The organism is Blautia faecis (genome assembly GCF_020554845.1).
Classification (GTDB): domain Bacteria; phylum Bacillota; class Clostridia; order Lachnospirales; family Lachnospiraceae; genus Blautia_A; species Blautia_A faecis.
In genome coordinates this window covers 1-18,886 of the sequence record NZ_JAJCIA010000026.1, presented here as the reverse complement: position 1 = coordinate 18,886, position 18,886 = coordinate 1, and the positions used below count along the sequence as shown (strand labels likewise).

Sequence of the window (18,886 nt, the reverse complement as noted above, 5' to 3'; positions counted from 1 at the left end):
GCCATCTTTCCTCTTTATTCCAGACCGAAGTCCCGTTTTCTGGTTTCCTTGCCAGTTTCACTTTCCCGCTGACTCTTTTCCTTATAAATCTGCAGTTTCTCATGGATAGAACCTCGTGCCGGTCTTTCTTCTTTCTCTTTTGATTCCGACTGCTCTGTTTCTGTATCTTCCCGTTCATCCATATTGAGAAGTGCATTTAACTCTGACAGTCGCTCCAGTTTTTGGTTCAGTTCCTCTTCTTTTGGAAATGGCTTCCCGACTTCCTCTTTGGCGTTTGTCATCTGCTCCTGTACCGTTTCCAGCCGTTGTTCTGCTTCTGCCAGTTTCTCCGGATAACTTTCTAAAAGATTATTGATACGAGTGATATTTCCTAGAGCATCGGCTCCCAATCGAACTTTAGCTACCGATTCATGCTTTACAGACAGGATAAACTCTTTGCTCCAACTGTCGAATTGGATTCTCATGTTAAATCCCTGATAGCTTCCAATATCCATAGCTGCATCCACAGACTTAATTTCTTTGCAGACCGCCAGAAGAGCCGCTCCTGCCTCTTTCTTTTCTGTGAACACTTTGCCACTGATTTCCATAGAAAACTGCTCTGGATCTGTGATTTTGTACTCAGAAAAATGAGCGATGTCTGCCTTGTAGCTGTCAATGATCTCTGTCAGTTTTGCAATCTGTTGTGGAAAATTCCTTGCAATATCATCTTCCAGTCGATACTGGTTATTCATGTGGTTGGCTTTTAAAAGTTTTAATTTTGCCACATCAACATCCAATGCCATCTTCTCTTTTACTGCCGGATTTCCGGTTGCAAGAGCTTTGACCTCTGCATAGGAAAGTGCCGCTTCGTCTACATCTTCACAGCTTCGCACAGGTGCTTTGCTGGTCATAATCTGAGAAATGAATTTCTGCTTGTTCTCAATCAACTGCCACATGTAGCTGTCAAATGTGGATTCAGTTACATACCGGAAGATATGAACCTTTTTATTATGGTTTCCCTGACGGATAATACGTCCTTCCCTCTGTTCCAAGTCAGATGGTTTCCAGCCAATATCCAGATGATGCAACGCAATCAGACGATCCTGCACATTGGTTCCTGCACCCATCTTTGCTGTAGAACCAATCAAAAAACGAACCTGTCCGGATTTCACTTTTCCAAACAGCTCCGTCTTCTTTGCTTCTGTATTTGCATCATGAATAAAAGCAATCTCTTTTTCCGGCACTCCTTTTTCCATCAGTTTCCGTTTCAGGTCGTCGTAGACATTAAAACTGCCATCGCCTTTCGGTGTACTCAAATCACAGAAAATCAATTGTGCTGATTTCTGTGCTGCTGTGTCTTTCCAGATTTCATAGCTTTTCTCTGCACAGACTGATATCTTGCTTTCCGGATTGTCTGGCAATAATTCGTTCACTAAACGCTGATCCAATGCTAACTTTCTTCCATCATTGGTGATTTTCAGCATATTATCAACCGCGGCATCTACTCCGCCATTTCTGACAACTTCCGCACGTTCTCCAAGGCTTTCTACGATTTCTTTCTGCTGTTCCGTTGGTTTCAGCACCACTGTTTCATATTCTGCTTCCGGCACAGGAAGCTTTAACTGATCGGAAGTCTTGATATCTGCAATCTCCTTGAACATATTCATCAGTTCCGGGATATTATAAAACCGTGCAAATCTGGACTTTGCACGATATCCTGTTCCTTCGGGGTCGAGTTTGTCAAGATACTTTTTGTGGATTTTCTAAATTAAACGATTTGTCCGTAAAAAAGCCGCCCAAAACCTCGTGCTTGCAGATGTCCTGAAACACCGTATTCAAAGGCTTTTTGGCACTTTCGGACTGCTTTACATTTACGATGAATGTTGTCTTTCCAATTCGCTGTGAATAAGAATATTTCTGTTCTTTCATATAGTCAGTTCCTCTCTTTCATAAAATTTGATTGCTGGGCATTCACATTAGAGCACCCAGTAACCGCAGATTTTCAATATATCAAGAAGTCATTAAGTCGTGAGTATAATGGAAATGGTTATCTTTCCATACCACGCTTGTTTCTTCGAGCCTTGATACGCTCCTGTCGTTCTTTTTCCCTTGCTTCTTTTTCGGCTCGTTCCTGTGCTTCCTTAAAAGAAAAAAGTTGCTTCACTTTTTCGGTAAAAAGTTTAGCAACTTCGGGGAAATGCTCCAACGCTTGAAGAAAAGGTCTGCACTTTTCTTTCAGTTCGTTGTATTTAGTTTTCATTCTTTCGAGTGCGTTTGCACAGTCAAAATATTTCTGTCGGTAATAGTTGGCACTCTGTTCTAATTCGCTAATTTCCGCACGACTTGTAATGCCCTCTTTGGCAAGGGCAGTAAGCTCAGAATAATCCTCTTTGGAGATTGCCATTTTACCTGTGATTGTTTTCTGCCCCATACGGTCAATCTCGTTATAGGTTTTAGAAACATTACGGGCAGGCTCATATTTTATCTGCTCACGCTGAATGCGCTTCTGCAACTTCTCCAAGCGTTCCTTGTCCTGCTTGATTTGATATTGCAGGGAAGTCAGGTGTTCTGCTGTACTTCCGTATTCGCCACGCTGAAAGCCTTTGAAGCCTTGCTCCGTCATATGGTTAAACAATTCATCTTGCAGAATACTGTATGAAGCTCGGAACATCGGTTTTCCGTTCTTTCTGAGAAGCGGATTGCCTTTTTCGTCGGTCAGCGGAATATCCGATTTCCATTTCTTTGAATGGCTGACTTGATGAACAACTTCCTTAACCGTTCCTCGCAGTTTTTCATCTTTGCAACGCTTGCTCCATAGGATTTCTTTCTCCACCACAGGCAAAACCATAGCGTGAAGATGATAGTGGTAAACCTCTTTTCCAAGTTCCTCGGTTGCCGCTACATTGATTTCATCAGCGTGCATAACAGCCGATATGACATTATCAGCACCGAATTTTTCCTCGATAAAATGGAACGCTTCTTCGTAAAACTGCTTTGCATATTCGTAGCCGCCGTTACGCTCGAAGTACATCGTGTTCACATCAATCACAATCTCATTGAACAGCGTTGCGTCTTTTCTTAACCCACGAAGCGACACCAAACCGTCAGTTTCCATCTGCTTTAATTGCTCCATATAGGTTGGGGCAAAAGGCTTTTTGAAATGCACATTATAGGGTATGCGTTCCTCAATCACATTCATATTTTCATAAGTTTCATTCTTGCGTTCATTGTGCCTTTCCGCCTTGCTTACATCAGAAGCGGTGTACTTTTTTACCCTTGCACAACTCATATCCGCCTTGTTGTTTTTCGCCATTTTCGTTCTCCTTTCTCAGTAGGGCGAAGCCATTACACAACATTCTTTGAATGTGTGTAACCCACTATGACACTTTCAGACTTCGTCTGCAAAGATGTCGTGGGCAAGGGTGTTCCCCCTTGACCTCCTTTGATACCTCAATCATAAAAACAGACTGTCACATCAGCGGACAGCCTGTTTTTATTCTTTCGGTATGTCGCCCATCGGCAAAGACCAGTACCACAGAAAACCTTTCTTTCGGGAGATAACTCCTGCGTTCTTCTTTGCCTTTTTGATGGTCGATTTCTTGAACCCTGCGGCTTCAAGTTTTTCTTCACAATCCGAAGAAAGCATTTCTCCGTCTTTCAGCATTTCCATCAGAAATGCTTTCGCCTTGACTTCCTTATCGTTTGGTCTGCCGATTTTCGGTACAAGGGACTGGAACGCTTCTTCCGCCGTCATTTCCATTTCGAAAATGAAGTCCACACCTTTCTCTGACACCTCAAACAGAATGGCAGAGCCAGTCGGGGCAAGGTTGGATTTTACCTGCACCAAATACCTTTCCGCAGGTGCTTCTTTGTTCGGTGTGCGTGTGATTGCAAGAATACTTCTTGCAGCACCCGCAATGTCAATCGAACCGTTGGTGCGGTAAAGGGGATTGGTATCCCTCATCTTGTTCATATGAGCGATAATCACAATCGCACAGCCTGTATCTTTCGCAACCGCTATCAGATGATTAAACTCGGCTCGTGTTTCGTTGGCATTGTTCATTGAACAACTTTCTCCGATATAGGAACTCATCGGGTCAAGAATTAAAAGCTTTGCGTGGTACATCTCAATCGCTTCACGAATACGGTTATCCCCAAAGGATAAAGATTTTTCATTTTCCTTGATGAAGATAAGGTTTTCCCCGTTCCCACCAGCAGAGTTAAAGCGAGGGACTACCGTATCATCGGCGTCATCTTCCGTTGTCTGATAGATGATAGTCACAGGCTCGTTTTCTTCCGTTTCGGTAAAGGGCAGAGGTTCGCCCTTTGAGAGCAGGGCGGCAACAGAAAGCATTAGCTTGCTTTTTCCATCGCCGGGATCGCCCTGCAACAGCGTAACCTTGCCGAACGGAATATACGGATACCACAACCATTTCACTTCTTTGGGTTCAATTTCACTTGCCTTGACAACTTCAAGAGGTACGCTGACAGTCATTTCATTTTCAATCATTTTTCTTTGTTCTCCTTTTTGATAAATATTTTGGACAAAGCACCACGATACAGCGGAAACTCTGCTTACAGTCATTCCTGCATTTTCTGCAAAACTCGTTGTAGGTAATGCGGTTTCGGTCATTCAGAAACAATGCCCATTCTTGTTTCCGTTTCTTGCTCATTCTTGACATATCAATCCACCTTTCTGTCTGAAAATAAAAAAACCACAGGAAAGATACTTGAAACCTTTTTGTGTATCTTTTCGGGGCGGAAATCGGGGGAAGTTCCCGTTCTAAGCCTCTCAAAAAATCACGCAAGGTGTTTGTACTAACCTGTGGTTATGTATTGAATTGTAGGTTTTGGGTAACAAAAAACACCGTATTGCTACGATGTTTCTTGTCCTTCAAATGTCTATTTCAAATTAAAAAGAAATTGCTCATAGTCCTTTACATAGTATCGGATAGTTTTACGACCTTTTTGCAGAATGGTATGTCCCTCTGCTTCTAATTTCTCTTTTTGTGCCTCGATACCATTTGGATATTTTTCATTGAGTTCACCGTTGGCTTTTAATGTTCTCCAATAAGGTGTTTCATCGTCTGTACGCTGATAACTTGCCCACGCTGCAATAGAAACAAAAATCCCCGCTGTAATAGGTTCTGTAAAATCAGCACCATTTAACTTGGCAAAGTATTCTCGTATCTTCCCAATGGTAATTACTTTGCCATACGGAATTTTTTTCATTACATTGTCATAGTCGATTGGCGGAGCAAAAAACATTCTGCTTCCACCATATTTTTCAATACTCTTTTGGTCTGTAATAATCTGAAACTTTGGCATATCCTTACTATCGTGCAACATAGCATTAAAATCTTTTCTATTTTCATTTGCCATTTTTGCCACCTCCTTCTTTAAGGATAGTCTATCTATAACACTTATGCAATGAGACTGTTTGAATTATTTTAAGAAGTTCCAACTTTCTCGCCTTGCAAACTTGAATTGAGATTTCATGTATTCCAAGGAATTTAATAATTGTTATATTTTATTATCAAATATCTCTCAAGCCCTTGAAAACACTAAGTTTATCGCAGGTGAGCTTTCCCTTATTGTTTCCCTTGTATTATATTGTCCCACCAGTGTTTACGAACTCTGATAAGGGCAAATACAAGGGCAAGAAAATCCTATAAAACAGTATAACACAAAATTAAAACGACATGGTGAACTGATTGAAATGCTTCTATTTTTTTAACAAATGATTGATTGAACGATAAGGAGATTTGATACGATGAGAACGATATTTGCAGAATACAATCCACACAGAAACAGCATTGATGTATATACCAGTGCTGGCTATATGCTCCGCATTGACTGCTGGGAAGCAGAAAAGAATTTAAAAACAACACCTGGATCAGATTGTGCGTTAAATGCACTTGCTATTGATGAACCACTTGAATATGCAAGATTGTATCTTGATGGAACGATGCAAATGTGGGTAGATGCGGAAGATTCCTTAGAAATTTAATTCAAAGATAAATAAGGGACAAATAACCCTTTTAGATTTATTTGTCCCTATTATTCTATATTTTTTCACTTCTGACAATGCAGATGAAACTTTTAAATTTGGTATTTTCCAGTATCATTGTTCAGTTTTTATTGCACCAGACAGGGCATTGTATCCATTTTGTTTGTATGTATTTTCCCCTGTTACTCAATCATAATTTCCTTGATAGAAATCTTCTTAATTTTTTCAGAATATATATACATCATAATTTCATAAATCGTGATAAAACAAGCAAGAGAAATAAGCATAGTAGGAAAGTCAAATTTATACGTAGGTACACCCTCGACATCCTTAAATACAATATCCACCATAAGCCGAAGCAATCCATACTGATATACTGTTCCGATTATAAAACCAATATAGGACAGCGGTCTGTATCCTCCTAAAATTGCCCTGCAACATTCTTTCTGTGAATAGCCGAATACTCTCATCATAGCAATAGTTTTTGTATTTCCGTTTATTACTGTAGTTATAGCAAGAAACAGAGTTGTAAACGCTAATACAAGTCCGATGACCAACATCATCACACCCATCATTTCACTTGATAAATCTTTCATACTAAACGACATTTGTGTCATAGCTGAAAAGCAAAACGAAGCAAAAATAATGAAGAATACAAGTGCCTTTTTAGATTTCAAGGTATTCCTTTTCAAATACTCTACAAACGACAATTCACTGCTTTTTTCGATTCTATGATTTGGTGTTTTAGAAGCAGTTTGCATATTATCTTTCAAAAGCAGCAACACAGGTTTTTTGAATTTGTACCAGGCATAATAAACTGAAAGTGCCGAAAAACACACAGTCGGCAATACCACAAAATAAAATAAAATGCTTGGATGAAAATTGATAGTTATCTCAGGAAGCATTTTATCTTCATTTTGTAGAGCGTAAAACCACGGCATTATAAGAAATGCTCCTGCATATCCGGTTACAGTTCCAATAAATATACTAATTCCGAATACCCAAAAGCTTTTTGCAATTTTGATATTTGAATATCCCAACGCCTTTAATATCCCAAGTTCCTTCTTATGCGTGTCAATATAATGCTTAATATAAAACAACAACATAACAATCGCAGTTAAAAGCAAGCATCCGCCACTTACAAGGCAAACGACTTTTGCGGTAGAAACCTGAGCATTATAAAAAAACATTGATAATTCAGATGTAATTTCACTCTCAATTAATCGAATATCAAAATAAAAGTTCAGAAACATTGTACAAACAAGAACAGCACAACAGGCTATAATGGAAATACCGATGAGTTTTGAAACATTTTTTATTCCAACGAGCATACCATCACCACCCTATCTCATAAGCAGTCTTTTGTGCTTCATTTGTGTAAATTTCAGATATTTTTCCGCTATTCATTTTTATAACTGTGTTTGCCATTTCCGCAATATTCAAATTGTGCGTTACCATTACAATCGTAAAACCATATTCCTTTTGAAGTTTACATATATAATCAAGAACCTGTCGTCCTGTTTGTTCGTCTAATGCTCCTGTCGGTTCGTCAAGAAATAATACTCTCGGTCTTTTTGCCAAAGCTCTTGCAATAGATACTCTTTGCTGTTCGCCACCCGAAAGTTCGCTGGGATATTTATGTAGTTTTTCTCCGAGTCCAACCGCTCTAATGACGTTTTTATAATCTTTATTATTTGCTAAATCAGCACCCATTTTTACATTTTTATCAACGCTCATATTGGGTAGCAAATAATACTGCTGAAAAATAAATCCGACATTTTCCTTACGAAATGAAGTTAATTCATTATCAGAAAGTGCTGTAATATCCTTTCCGTCATAAAACACTTTACCGCTGTCAGGGCGTTCAAGACCTGAAATTACATTCAAAAAGGTTGACTTGCCAGAACCAGATGCGCCGAGAATAACCACAAAATCATTATCCTCAATATCAAGACTGATGTCCTTTAATACTTGGAATCGGCTTTCTCCGTTTTGGTAGGATTTTATTATATTTCTCGCTTTAATCATTATTTTCTCCTTCCTTCAGCTTTTTCAAAATACTCATACATACCTCAGTAATCATTGTACTGATTTCTTCGTCTGTAAATCGGCACATTTTTGTGGCACAAAGCGTTGCAATTCCGTGTGTATATATCCAAAGATGATGATACAGTTTTTTCCCAGCTGCCTTGCAAATTTTGTAATCATCTTGAATTGACAATAGAATTTGCTCATAACTTTCATCTATCAGCGGAAGTACACCAGATAAGTCAGGAATTTGTTTTTGCTCCGTCATAAAGAGGAGTTGAAAAAGCTTAGGCTCATTAACAGCGAAGAGAATATATTGTGTACCCACCCCTTTAAACGGGGGCTCTGTTGTTAGTCCTTTATTGACATATTCTTTATACAGAGCTTTAGCAGATTTAATCATATCCTGCTGAACCTCCTCCATATTTTTAAATACAGTAAAAATGGGTCTTGCCGAACTACCGAGATATGTTCCTAACGCTCTTGAAGTCAAAGCCTCATATCCGTCTGCCCTGACAATATTTAATGCGGCTTCAATAATTTCTGCTTTTGTAAATTTGGCTTTTGGTGGCATACTTTATCTCTCCTTTTACTAAATCGCTTGTTTTAAATCAGCTGATTTAATTATAATTGAAGCCCACCTGAAAGTCAATAAGGCGGCAGAGATTAATTCCTTCAGCCTTATTGACTGCTTATGAAAAGATGATTTCTTCGTTCATAATATCCCAATTGCTACACTTTGTTGTATTGCGTTATGCGTTTTTCCAGCCCTTGCTTTTACCATTATGAACAGTCAGGGCAAGGGGAACATAGTGTGAAATCATATAAAGGGATAAAGCGAACACATTACAATGAATCCTTTGTTTTCAAAGCTTTTGTAGGATTTTATTAAAATACAAAGAGGTGTGATTAAGCACATATATAAAATTGTGTGTTTACAATCGGATTTTTAATAATATCCCCTTGTTTCCCGCCAGCCTTTTACATACCACCTGATTCCAACATATACCAGTTGCACGAATAATAAGAAAAATAGCAGATTGATCGGCAATACTGTCTTTATCCAATCTCCAAAATAGATTGCTATTGCCATGCTTATAAGTGTTACCAGTATTGTAATCATATCCCAGCAGTATTTCTTATATAGCCCGGCAATCTTTATCCCGGTGAATGCTAAAAGTATTTCTGCACCCACCAGACAGCCACCGCAAATCAATAATCTTATCAGCCAGTATATAATTCCGGTAATGACAGGATTGGATATTCCATTACTAATCTGTGCCACATTCTTTCCTGTCAGTATAATCCACCCTGCAATGCTCTGTATAAAAGTTGCGATTGTATCAAAGAATACCACGCAATCAGAAATAAAGATTTTTGACAGTATTATCTGAAAAAGAGTAGTCGATACGGAATACCATATCAGCAAAAACATCAATGCTTCATACATGGCTGTTTTTGCTTTATATCTGCCTGCCAGTTTTTCTCTCTGCGTATCATACCTTTCCTTCGCTCTCAGATAAGCTGTCTGGTTACAATTCCCACACTTTTGATAGAGTACCGGCTTTTCAACCGGTATCTCTACTTTTTTCTGATGGGAGAGTGCATAGTCCCGTTCCTGTTCTGCCTGTCTTAGCTTATCGCGACATTCCTCTATCATGTCCTTTGCGGTGAGCGTTTTCTCTTTCTCGCTCTGCAATAATTCTTTTGTTTTCCTCAAGTCGTTCTTTAAGGCTTGAATGTTCCCTGCTCTGTTCTCGCTGTTTAACCTCTCGTTCAAGGTCAGCGATTCGTCGAGCTGCACTTTCAGTTTCCTGATAGTCCGGTCTTTCTGGTCGAGTTCTTCCTGCATCTGCTCCGTCAGCATTAGCAGTTCTTCCAGTTGATCGTCGTTCTTTGAGTTTCTTAATTCGTTCATCAATCAACCTTCCTTTCTCTAATTGCTGTTCAAGTTCAGTAATTCGCTGTTCTGTTTCTGCAATAGCCGGTTCTCGCTGTTCAATTTCTGTGCCAATTCCTGCCATTGCTGATTTTCGTCTGTGAGTTTCTGTATCTGGTCTGTCTTTTCTTCCAGAAGCATCAACAGTTCTTCTGTATCCGGTAAGATTTGTAGCAGCTCTGACAATTCTTTCTCTAATTGCTGCAATCGTTCTTCCTGCTCCTGAAAGCACATCAGCTTCTCGTCCTTTTCCTGTATCTCCTGAAGCATCTCTGCCATGATATTCTGCTGTTCCTCTATCTGTGTAATCATTGCTTCCATCATGGGAATTACTTCTTTGCTTTCTTCTAATGTCATTCAACCACTCCTTCCATATTGACAATGCACCGGATACCTTACCAAAGGTTGTGATTACCTTTTGCAGTAGTGCATTTTGTTTTTTAATCATCTGGTTTTCCTCTACCTTCCATGAACCATTCCATATCTGTCCGGTGAGATATTTTTCCTCAATCTTTCTTGCATCCGCACCCTCATGAATCGTAGGGATTTTTAATTTGCCCTGTCTTTCATAAGAGCGGTGGTCAATCTGATTGTCTATGGATAAATGCCGGTTACACATCCCAGCCCATTCGCTTCGCCATAACTCACAATTCTTTGGATTATTCCAGCCGGTAGCATCGGTCAGAACCCGTTTCCATTGTTTTCGGTTTCTTGCCCCGACTTTCTGTACTCCGTTTTCATCAAGTACCGGAATGCGGATTCCATGCCGATCAGGATTTTTCTTATCCTGCCACCAGTCCGGGTGGGATTCATCAACCACGATATTTCCGTCAGTATCTCTGACAAAATCCCAGTCCTTGACTTCTTTGCTGCCCCATGAATGATCCAGATTGAATGGTCGCATGGTTACAAGTAAATGCACATGTGGGTTTCCATCGCCCTTATCGTGTATGCTCCAGTCGACACACATTCCCTTATCCACGAAAGTCTTTTGAATATATTCGGTTGTATAATCAATCTGTTCCTGTCTGCTCCATTCTTTCGGCAGGGAAAATTCAAATGAGCGTCCAAGCTGTGCATCTGCATTTTTTTCTATCTTCAATACCTCATTCCATAGACGCTGTTTCTGAAATGTGATTTTAAACTTTTCCAGTGCGGCATCTTTATCATCCGCTCTTTTATAACGGATAGACTGTTGAAACCTTTTTATATTTTCTTCCGGTACATGCAGCCATTCAGGAGGTGCATTTTCGCACATCATCAGACTGGTGTAGACGACTTCCTTTTTGGAAGTATAGTAACTGATTCTGCCTGTTTCCTCATTCTTCATCACATCTCCATTAAGATATGCCGATGCGGATATGACAGATTTTCCTTTACTGCGCCCGACAATCTTTACTGTAAAGTGAAATATCGCCATGATATAATTCCCCCTTTCTGCCGTATCCGGCATTGATTTCCGACAGCATCTTCTTCTGGTTTGGCAGAAGTGAAGCTGTCGGAACGCCCTCTGCGCAAGAGTGCCCCCTGCGGCATGAGCAGGTCTGGCTGAAAGCCCCGCCGACGGAACGAGCCCGGCAAGCGTAAGCGCAGACCGGTTGCCACTTGTGGCAAACTTATAAGGACGACCTCTGGTTGTCCATAAGTGCGCCCTTCATTCAAAGGCAATGAAGGGAATGGAAAAACCACTCCCTCCGCCATTACACTTCCTCCATATCTGTAAGTGGCTCTTTCTGCATCGCCTTTGAGAAAAACTTTCCGTTTGTTTCCTGCCTTTTTAAGAAGCCTATCAACTTTGGTAAATCTTCCTCCTCAATCGGACAGCCAAGAACCGATTCCACTGCGCCACCAATCTGACAGAGCCTGTGGGTTCGTTTTTTACTTTCCTCTGCTTTCTTTCGCTTTTCCAGTTCCTTCCGCTGTGCAATGAGCTTTTTTGTAGCTTCAATGCTTTCCTGTTCCTTTTTCTCTAATGCACGTATTCTTTCTTCATAAGTCTTTGTTGATTTCGCCATATCGTCTTCATCCTTTCTTTTTCCGATAAACAACAGTTCCCGGTTGCATATCAGGAGAAGCACATGGTATAATCCTCTTGCGTGTAGGTATATCATGGCTTCGGTCTGATAGAACCTTTGGCGGTTTCTTAGGAAGCCGCCTTTTTAAGTTGCCACATTTCTTGTGACAGCTTTTACATTTCCTTTATCCCTCAGATCACGCCCCTCGTTGGCTTCCATGAACTTTTCCAGAATGTCAGTTTTAATAAGGACTTTTCTTCCGACCTTTAATACCGGAAGCTTCTTCCATTCAACCAGCTTTCTCAAAGTGTTTCTGCCAATTCCTGTATAGTCGGCTGCTTCCTCGATGGATAATGCAATCTTTCTTTCCGTCATCTTGTCACCTCCTTATAAATTGCATTATGCAATTTTTGTTGTGCTGTTAGTATAGCGGTTTTATATTGTGTTGTCAAGCGTTATGAAATTTTAAAAATAATTATTATATTGCATATTGCAATTATGTGAGGTACATGCTATAATTCATACATACCGAAAAAGGAGGCAATCAGCATGAAAGATAAAGAACTACGCAAGCTGATAGGCAGCAGGGCAAAACAGCGTCGTCTGGAATTAAATCTGACACAGCCTTATGTTGCAGAGAAGATGGGAGTTACAGCTTCCACAATCCTGCGTTATGAGAATGGTTCGATTGACAATACCAAAAAGATGGTGCTGGAAGGTCTTTCGGAAGCACTTCATGTATCTATTGAATGGCTCAGAGGGGAAACCGATGAATACGAAACCGATATTACGGATAAGAAAGAATTACAGATTCGTGATGCAATGGGCGATATTCTCAAACAGTTACCTCTCGACCTTAGTAAAAAGGAAGATGCTTTTTCCAAAGATTTACTGCTGTTGATGTTAAAGCAATATAACCTGTTTCTGGAATCATTCCAGTTTGCCTGCAAGAATTACAAGGGCAACACGAATGAAGCTGATATTGCAAAAGTAATGGGGTTTGAATCGAATGATGAATATAACGAGATTATGTTTCTCCGGGAGATCACCCACACTGTTAATGCCTTTAACGACATGGCAGATATCGTAAGGCTTTATTCCAAGAAACCGGAAATGGCAGAACAAAGGCTTGAAAATCTTTTATCAGAAGTTTTGTATGAGGATTCCGATTCGGTATAGAACGACAACCGGAGTTATGATATACTTACACGCAAGAAGCATTTCATCAGTTCCGATTGTCTGATATCGAAAGGAGACACACGATTATGGCAAAAGGATCTGTAAGAAAAAAAGGAAAGAAATGGTACTACCGCTTCTATGTAGAAGATGCAAGCGGCAATCTGGTTCAGAAAGAATACGCTGGAACAGAAAGTAAAAGTGAAACGGAAAAACTGCTCCGTCAGGCAATGGACGATTACGAAAGCAAGAAATTCATTGCAAAGTCGGAAAATATTACAATTGGAGAATTACTTGATATATGGGCAGAGGAAGAATTAAAGACCGGTACGCTCAGTAATGGGACAGTCCAGAATTACCTCGGTGCCATTACCAACATCAAGAAGCATCCAATTTCAGAGAGAAAGTTGAAAAATGTAACATCTGAGCATTTACAAGCCTTCTTCAATCTGCTTTCCTTTGGTGGCACTTATCCAGATGGTTCAGAAAGAAAAGGTTATAGCAAAGATTACATTCGTTCTTTCTCGGCAGTATTACAGCAGTCATTCCGATTTGCAGTATCACCAAAGCAATATATCACTTTCAATCCGATGCAGTATATTAAGCTGAAATACCAGACGGATGAGGTTGACCTGTTTTCCGATGATGACATGGATGGCGATATACAGCCAATTCCACGAGAGGATTATGAAAGACTGATTGAATTTCTACAGAATTACAATCCACCGGCAATACTTCCAATCCAGATAGCTTATTATGCAGGACTTCGTATCGGTGAAGCCTGTGGTCTGGCATGGCAGGACGTGAATCTTGAAGAACAGTGCCTTACAATCAGACGCAGTATCCGATATGATGGTTCAAGGCACAAGAATATCATCGGACCAACCAAACGAAAAAAGGTAAGGATTGTTGATTTTGGAGATACACTGGCAGAGATTCTTCGCAATGCCCGAAAGGAACAACTTAAAAACCGAATGCAGTACGGAGAACTTTACCATAAAAACTACTACAGAGAAGTAAAAGACAAAAACAGAGTTTACTATGAGTTCTATCATCTGGACGGAACAGAGAATGTTCCAGAAGATTATAAGGAAATATCCTTTGTCTGCTTAAGACCGGATGGAAGTTTGGAACTGCCAAGCACGTTAGGAATTGTTTGCAGGAAGATTGCTCAGAAACTGGATGGATTTGAAGGATTTCATTTTCACCAGTTGCGACACACCTACACAAGCAACCTTCTGGCAAATGGAGCAGCACCAAAGGATGTGCAGGAACTGTTAGGGCACTCAGATGTCAGTACCACCATGAATGTCTATGCACACTCTACAAGAAAAGCCAAGCGGGAATCTGCAAGGTTACTTGATAAAGTGGCAGGCAATGACTAAATAAAACTTTCCCTTATTTCCCTTACGATTATCTCATAAGGGCAAAAATAAGGGAAAATACATATCGTTTCGCTAATGCACAGGCTGGAAAGCCTGTAAAATAGGGAAAGTTAGAAATATATTTCGGCAAACTGGAATTTGTAATTACATTCCATACATATTGGCATTCTTTACAATCACTCTATCTCCTTTTTCTAATTGTTCCTTAGAAACTCCTCTTAACCCAAGTCCAACATGTTCTGTTTTATATCCACAACCATTTGATTTTCGTTCTTTTGTATGTATATCGATGGTAGTAATTATAGTCTCTAATACACCTCCATTTGTTTTATAAACACACGCATTTTCTCCTTCTCTACACATTCCTGTTGATATGTTTCCTGTGGCAACTGTTCCAACCCCCATAATTGTAAATACATCATCAATAATCAATTCAAAGTCTTCTTTTAAACATAATGGAACATCTAATCTGTTCATATACTCTTTTTCTCGCTCTTTTTTGCTTTTACCAAATAATCCCATAGTGTTTCTCCTTTATAACTTCCGATTTATTGTTTTTAATCAAAAGTATTATACCATATCTTTATAGATTTTTCTACCACTTCGACTATACTCACGACTTAATGACTTCTTGAATACTTGCCGAAAAAGAAAAATTGCCATCACTTGACAGCAGTTCTTCTTCGGCTGGTATTAAATTACGAGTACACAATATCATTCAATACAATTTCATCAACGCAGGCTCGAATGTTATTCATCAATCCTATCCATCTCATCATATCCGTTGCTTTCAGTTCCTCCGTTGCTCCCTGCTTTCGTGCCATTTCCTTTATCAGATATTCAGCCATATTACAAGCCGAAGTATCAATTTCAGCAAGGTGTTCATATAACTTTCCGCTTGTCAGCAGATTAAAATATAACACACGATTATGTTCCCTCAAATATCGTTGCCGCAACCGCCCATATTTTGAAAGGGGAGGACTTTCCTCTACTGTCAGGCAGGGATAATAGTAATCTCCGATGAGTTCGTATCGGATACCTGTTCTTTCGTCTGTAATAAATCTTTGCATAATGTTTTCTCCTTTTGCTTCTTGTGGTAAAACTCCAAGGTTTTCTTATTGTGATTTATCTTTTTACATTCCTCGGAGCAGAATTTCTGCTGGCTGTGTGTAGGCCAGTAGGTACTGCCACACACAGCACATACACGCTGACGATAATAATGATTTCCTTTTTCCTCTTCTCTGTCGGCTTTTGTTTTATCCTGCCTTGCCTGATAGCAGCAATCCTTTGAACAGAATACCTGTCGATTGCTTGTAGGGGTAAACTCTTTCTGACAATGGGGACATACCTTTGTTTTGACAATTTCGCCACCGTTTTCAGCAAGTTTTTTCGCCTTTCGCTTCTCTCGGTAGGCTTTTTCACGCTGACGCTGTTTCTCCAATCGCTTCTTTTCTTCCTGTTCTTCTTGCTCTTTTATCTCGGCAAGTTCTTCCTCGGTGTAGGCAATATCGACCTGCCCGACATAATTGAAGTAAATATCAACCTTTTGCGTTCTTGCTTTCCCTACACCCTCAGCTTCATACACCACAATTTTATCAATGAGTTCGGTAAACATCAAATCGGAAACTTCCGTAGGATTTTTGTACTTGCGTATCAGCGAAATAAAATGCCTAATATCCATAGTGCTGTCTTTTTCTTCGGAAAGTTCCTTTTTCATCGTTTCCATTTTCGCTTCCAATTCAGCCTGTTCATCGTCATACTGTTTCATCAGTTGCTTGTACTGTCTTTCGGGTAGCAATCCCGATATAAGATTTTCATACAAGCCACGAATGAGCGCAGAAAGTTCGTCATAGCGTTTCTGACAGCGTTTCAACTCCAACTGATTGTGCTTCGGCTTTTCTCCTTGCTTGTCTTTCCAAAGGGATTGCAGTTCCAAAGCAAAGGCTTTTTCGTCATTCAGAACGAATTTTGAAAAGCGTTTGACCGCCGATAATATCAAGGCTTCAACATTATCAGCACTAATCGTATGGGAAGTACAGGAATTAACCCTGCTTGCATACCCGCCGCAACGGTAAGAATACTGAACAGAACCGTCTTTCTTGCTGTAATGCGTTTGCAAAGTCATTCTCCTGCCACAGTCGGCACAATACAGATAACCGCTTAATCGGTTGGTATGTGTACCTCTTGCCGCAGCTCTGTTCACTCGTTTCTTTCGCTTCTGAACGCTGTCCCAAAGTTCCTGTGATATGATAGGCTCGTGGGTATTATAAAACACATACTGCTCATCTTCATCGGTAGTCTTTCTCTTATGCAGTTTGAAATTGGTGCTGACCGACTTTCTCAAAACAGTATGCCCAAGATATTCCTGTCTGCTTAAAATCGTTCTGATGGCAGATATACCCCAAATATAAGGGTCTGCAAACTTAATCCCGTTGTACTGTTCGGGGTGATATTCCTTTGCATATGCGGCAGGAATTAAAACCTTTTCTTCGGTTAGTATTTCCGCTATGGCTCGTGGACTTTTGCCCTCATTGGCAAGCAGAAAGATACGCTTTACCACATCAGAAGCCACAGGGTCAACAACAAGCGTCTGCTTATCGCTCGGCAATCGGTTATACCCATAAGGGATTGAACCGCTACAACGCTTTCCGTCTTTCATTCGTGCATCAAATACAGCCTTGATTTTATTGCTCGTGTCTTTGGCATAAAATTCGTTCATAATATTCAAAAACGGGGCAAAATCATTATCCGAAGCATTGTTGCTGTCAATGCTGTTATTGATTGCAAGAAAACGGACATCTTTCTGCGGAAACAGAATTTCCGTATAAAATCCGACTTGCAGATAGTTTCTCCCCAATCGGCTCATATCCTTAACAATCAATGTTCCGACATTGCCTGCTTCAACTTCTTTTATCAAAGACTGAAAACCGGGACGATTGAAATTCACACCCGAAAAACCATCGTCAGTAAAATGACGGATATTCTCAAAGCCATTCCTACGGGCATAATCTTCGAGGTATTTTTTCTGATTGGTAATGGAGTTACTCTCGCCATTCAAGTCATCATCTCTTGATAATCTCTCGTAGAGTGCCGTAATCTTTGAAGTCCTTGACATTCTCTTAACCTCCTTCCTTATGTATTTTCAATTTAGGACAGTTAATTTTATCGTCCTATTAAAGTATAGCCCTCGGGAGCAAGTTCGATGCTCGTGACAACTTCTCCAAAAGTGGAAGCCCAGGAATCAAACAGTCCAAGTCCCATATTTTGTAATTTACTGTTCTGCAGATATCGCTGCATAACATATAATTCCGTCATACTATTGCTGATTGGTGTGCCCGTGGCAAAAGTAATGCCTTTTCCTCCAGTAATCTCATCCAGATACTGACATTTATTGAACATATCTGCCGACTTCTGTGCTTCGTTCTGTGCAATCCCGGCTACATTCCTCATTTTTGTATAGAGAAACGCATTTTTATAGCTGTGTGCTTCATCTACATACAAGTGATCTACTCCCAGTTCTTCAAACGTAACTACCTGATCTTTTTTTTCTTTCTGATTCAGCTTTTCCAGCCTTGTCTGCAGTGTCTTTCTGGTTTTTTCAATCTGTTTGACGGTATAACGTCCGCCATCCTGTTCATAAAAAGCCATATGAACATATTGGAAATGATCACAGTAAGTGTATTGATATCGTAATAGTAGTAAAACAATTGCTTACAGGCTTTGATTCGCAGTATGTAAATATATTATATCTGGATCGGGAACTGAAAGATGATGCACTGATTCAGGCAATATCGCGAACAAATAGAGTTTTGGATAATAATGAAAAACCATGGGGAATGGTTAAGTTTTTCAGGAAACCTTATAGCATGAAACGGAATCTGCAAGAAGCACTAAAACTCTATTGTGAGGGGGATTATGCAGATGTCGAGGTAAATGATTTAGAGAAAAATATCGATAAGCTGAATCATATCTTTGATAATATTACGTATGTTTTTTCTCAGGATAAAATAGATAATTTTGAATGCCTTCCGAAAAAGGATGAAAACAGACAGAAATTCCGGAGAGAATTTTATGACATGAAAACCACTATGCGGGCAGCTATGCTCCAGGGATTAAAATGGACAAATTCATATGGAAAAAAACTGGATTTTGATGAAAAGACATACAAGATTTTGACTATGCGATACAACGATCTTCCTTCCAATCAAGGTGGTGATGGAAAACGGACCCCAAAACCAGGCTTTAATTTGAATACTAATATCTCAACAATGGAAATGGAAAAAATTGATGCAGAATACTTGGAGGCACAATTTAGGATCATAACAATGGAAGACGTGGAAGATTCCGATGACTA

Annotated in this window: 21 protein-coding genes and 2 pseudogenes; 5 read left to right on the top strand and 18 right to left on the bottom strand. The window is 39.9% G+C overall.

Going from position 1 to position 18,886, the window contains the following annotated elements; translation table 11 throughout:
• Positions 1-14: 14 nt before the first annotated feature.
• From LIZ66_RS12830 to LIZ66_RS12805, 6 genes are all read right to left on the bottom strand, one after another.
• Positions 15-1,640 carry a helicase C-terminal domain-containing protein gene (locus LIZ66_RS12830; protein ID WP_330638328.1) on the bottom strand — a complete coding sequence of 542 codons (1,626 nt, stop codon included), beginning with the start codon at positions 1,638-1,640 and terminating at the stop codon, positions 15-17.
• Between the two features lie 79 nt (positions 1,641-1,719).
• On the bottom strand, positions 1,720-1,908 hold the full coding sequence (locus LIZ66_RS12825) for a transposase (protein ID WP_055228440.1): 189 nt from the start codon (positions 1,906-1,908) through the stop codon (positions 1,720-1,722).
• 118 nt (positions 1,909-2,026) lie between these two features.
• A complete protein-coding gene (locus LIZ66_RS12820; RefSeq protein WP_227200894.1) occupies positions 2,027-3,292 on the bottom strand; it encodes a plasmid recombination protein in 1,266 nt (421 codons plus the stop codon).
• Between the two features lie 180 nt (positions 3,293-3,472).
• Positions 3,473-4,489, bottom strand: coding sequence for an AAA family ATPase (locus LIZ66_RS12815; protein WP_227200895.1), 1,017 nt, complete (start codon positions 4,487-4,489; stop codon positions 3,473-3,475).
• Positions 4,482-4,661: a hypothetical protein gene (locus LIZ66_RS12810; protein WP_227200896.1), complete on the bottom strand. Its 180-nt coding sequence runs from the start codon at positions 4,659-4,661 to the stop codon at positions 4,482-4,484. Before LIZ66_RS12810 ends, LIZ66_RS12815 begins: the two co-directional genes overlap by 8 nt.
• Before the next feature lie 220 nt (positions 4,662-4,881).
• The gene (locus LIZ66_RS12805) at positions 4,882-5,361 is read right to left on the bottom strand and encodes an MGMT family protein (RefSeq protein ID WP_211147991.1); all 480 of its coding nucleotides are present in this window, start codon (positions 5,359-5,361) and stop codon (positions 4,882-4,884) included.
• Between the two features lie 391 nt (positions 5,362-5,752).
• Between LIZ66_RS12805 and LIZ66_RS12800 the strand changes: the two genes are divergently transcribed.
• Positions 5,753-5,989: a DUF6061 family protein gene (locus LIZ66_RS12800; RefSeq protein ID WP_008373065.1), complete on the top strand. Its 237-nt coding sequence runs from the start codon at positions 5,753-5,755 to the stop codon at positions 5,987-5,989.
• 182 nt (positions 5,990-6,171) lie between these two features.
• On the opposite strand, the gene LIZ66_RS12795 is transcribed toward LIZ66_RS12800, so the two are convergent.
• From LIZ66_RS12795 to LIZ66_RS12760, 8 genes are all read right to left on the bottom strand, one after another.
• Positions 6,172-7,320, bottom strand: a complete 1,149-nt coding sequence (locus LIZ66_RS12795; RefSeq protein ID WP_015541486.1) for an FtsX-like permease family protein — start codon at positions 7,318-7,320, stop codon at positions 6,172-6,174.
• Positions 7,321-7,324: 4 nt separating this feature from the next.
• On the bottom strand, positions 7,325-8,017 hold the full coding sequence (locus LIZ66_RS12790) for an ABC transporter ATP-binding protein (protein WP_015517697.1): 693 nt from the start codon (positions 8,015-8,017) through the stop codon (positions 7,325-7,327).
• On the bottom strand, positions 8,010-8,591 hold the full coding sequence (locus LIZ66_RS12785; RefSeq protein WP_008373078.1) for a TetR/AcrR family transcriptional regulator: 582 nt from the start codon (positions 8,589-8,591) through the stop codon (positions 8,010-8,012). Before LIZ66_RS12785 ends, LIZ66_RS12790 begins: the two co-directional genes overlap by 8 nt.
• A 375-nt stretch (positions 8,592-8,966) precedes the next feature.
• The gene (locus tag LIZ66_RS12780) at positions 8,967-9,677 is read right to left on the bottom strand and encodes a DUF6040 family protein (protein WP_044905124.1); all 711 of its coding nucleotides are present in this window, start codon (positions 9,675-9,677) and stop codon (positions 8,967-8,969) included.
• Positions 9,655-11,376, bottom strand: a complete 1,722-nt coding sequence (locus LIZ66_RS12775) for a MobA/MobL family protein (RefSeq protein WP_055182639.1) — start codon at positions 11,374-11,376, stop codon at positions 9,655-9,657. The genes LIZ66_RS12780 and LIZ66_RS12775 overlap by 23 nt, the downstream gene beginning before the upstream one ends.
• The gene (locus tag LIZ66_RS12770) at positions 11,352-11,657 is read right to left on the bottom strand and encodes a hypothetical protein (protein ID WP_117483110.1); all 306 of its coding nucleotides are present in this window, start codon (positions 11,655-11,657) and stop codon (positions 11,352-11,354) included. The genes LIZ66_RS12775 and LIZ66_RS12770 overlap by 25 nt, the downstream gene beginning before the upstream one ends.
• Entirely contained in the window at positions 11,657-11,971 is a 315-nt protein-coding gene (locus tag LIZ66_RS12765) for a hypothetical protein (protein WP_014080633.1), read from the bottom strand. The genes LIZ66_RS12770 and LIZ66_RS12765 overlap by 1 nt, the downstream gene beginning before the upstream one ends.
• A gap of 144 nt (positions 11,972-12,115) precedes the next feature.
• Positions 12,116-12,346: a helix-turn-helix domain-containing protein gene (locus LIZ66_RS12760; RefSeq protein WP_003505382.1), complete on the bottom strand. Its 231-nt coding sequence runs from the start codon at positions 12,344-12,346 to the stop codon at positions 12,116-12,118.
• Positions 12,347-12,520: 174 nt separating this feature from the next.
• On the opposite strand from LIZ66_RS12760, the gene LIZ66_RS12755 reads away from it, so the two are divergent.
• Entirely contained in the window at positions 12,521-13,150 is a 630-nt protein-coding gene (locus LIZ66_RS12755; RefSeq protein ID WP_003505395.1) for a helix-turn-helix domain-containing protein, read from the top strand.
• Positions 13,151-13,236: 86 nt separating this feature from the next.
• Positions 13,237-14,532: a tyrosine-type recombinase/integrase gene (locus LIZ66_RS12750; RefSeq protein WP_055182527.1), complete on the top strand. Its 1,296-nt coding sequence runs from the start codon at positions 13,237-13,239 to the stop codon at positions 14,530-14,532.
• 144 nt (positions 14,533-14,676) lie between these two features.
• Here LIZ66_RS12750 and LIZ66_RS12745 read toward each other — a convergent pair whose 3' ends face one another.
• The 4 genes and pseudogenes from LIZ66_RS12745 to LIZ66_RS12730 form a co-directional block, all read right to left on the bottom strand.
• Positions 14,677-15,054 carry a translation elongation factor Tu domain protein gene (locus LIZ66_RS12745; protein ID WP_021748087.1) on the bottom strand — a complete coding sequence of 126 codons (378 nt, stop codon included), beginning with the start codon at positions 15,052-15,054 and terminating at the stop codon, positions 14,677-14,679.
• 176 nt (positions 15,055-15,230) lie between these two features.
• A complete protein-coding gene (locus LIZ66_RS12740) occupies positions 15,231-15,530 on the bottom strand; it encodes a TnpV protein (protein ID WP_264467168.1) in 300 nt (99 codons plus the stop codon).
• The gene (locus tag LIZ66_RS12735; RefSeq protein WP_211147993.1) at positions 15,527-17,647 is read right to left on the bottom strand and encodes a recombinase family protein; all 2,121 of its coding nucleotides are present in this window, start codon (positions 17,645-17,647) and stop codon (positions 15,527-15,529) included. The genes LIZ66_RS12740 and LIZ66_RS12735 overlap by 4 nt, the downstream gene beginning before the upstream one ends.
• Positions 17,648-17,715: 68 nt before the next feature.
• A pseudogene (locus tag LIZ66_RS12730) lies at positions 17,716-18,165 on the bottom strand (hypothetical protein); the annotation flags it as partial.
• Positions 18,166-18,188: 23 nt separating this feature from the next.
• Between LIZ66_RS12730 and LIZ66_RS20065 the strand changes: the two are divergent.
• Both LIZ66_RS20065 and LIZ66_RS12725 read left to right on the top strand, forming a co-directional pair.
• Positions 18,189-18,377 (top strand): annotated as a pseudogene (locus tag LIZ66_RS20065) (type I restriction enzyme subunit R domain-containing protein); the annotation flags it as partial.
• 21 nt (positions 18,378-18,398) lie between these two features.
• A partial coding sequence (locus LIZ66_RS12725) for a hypothetical protein (protein WP_330663606.1) occupies positions 18,399-18,886 on the top strand: 488 nt, incomplete at its 3' end.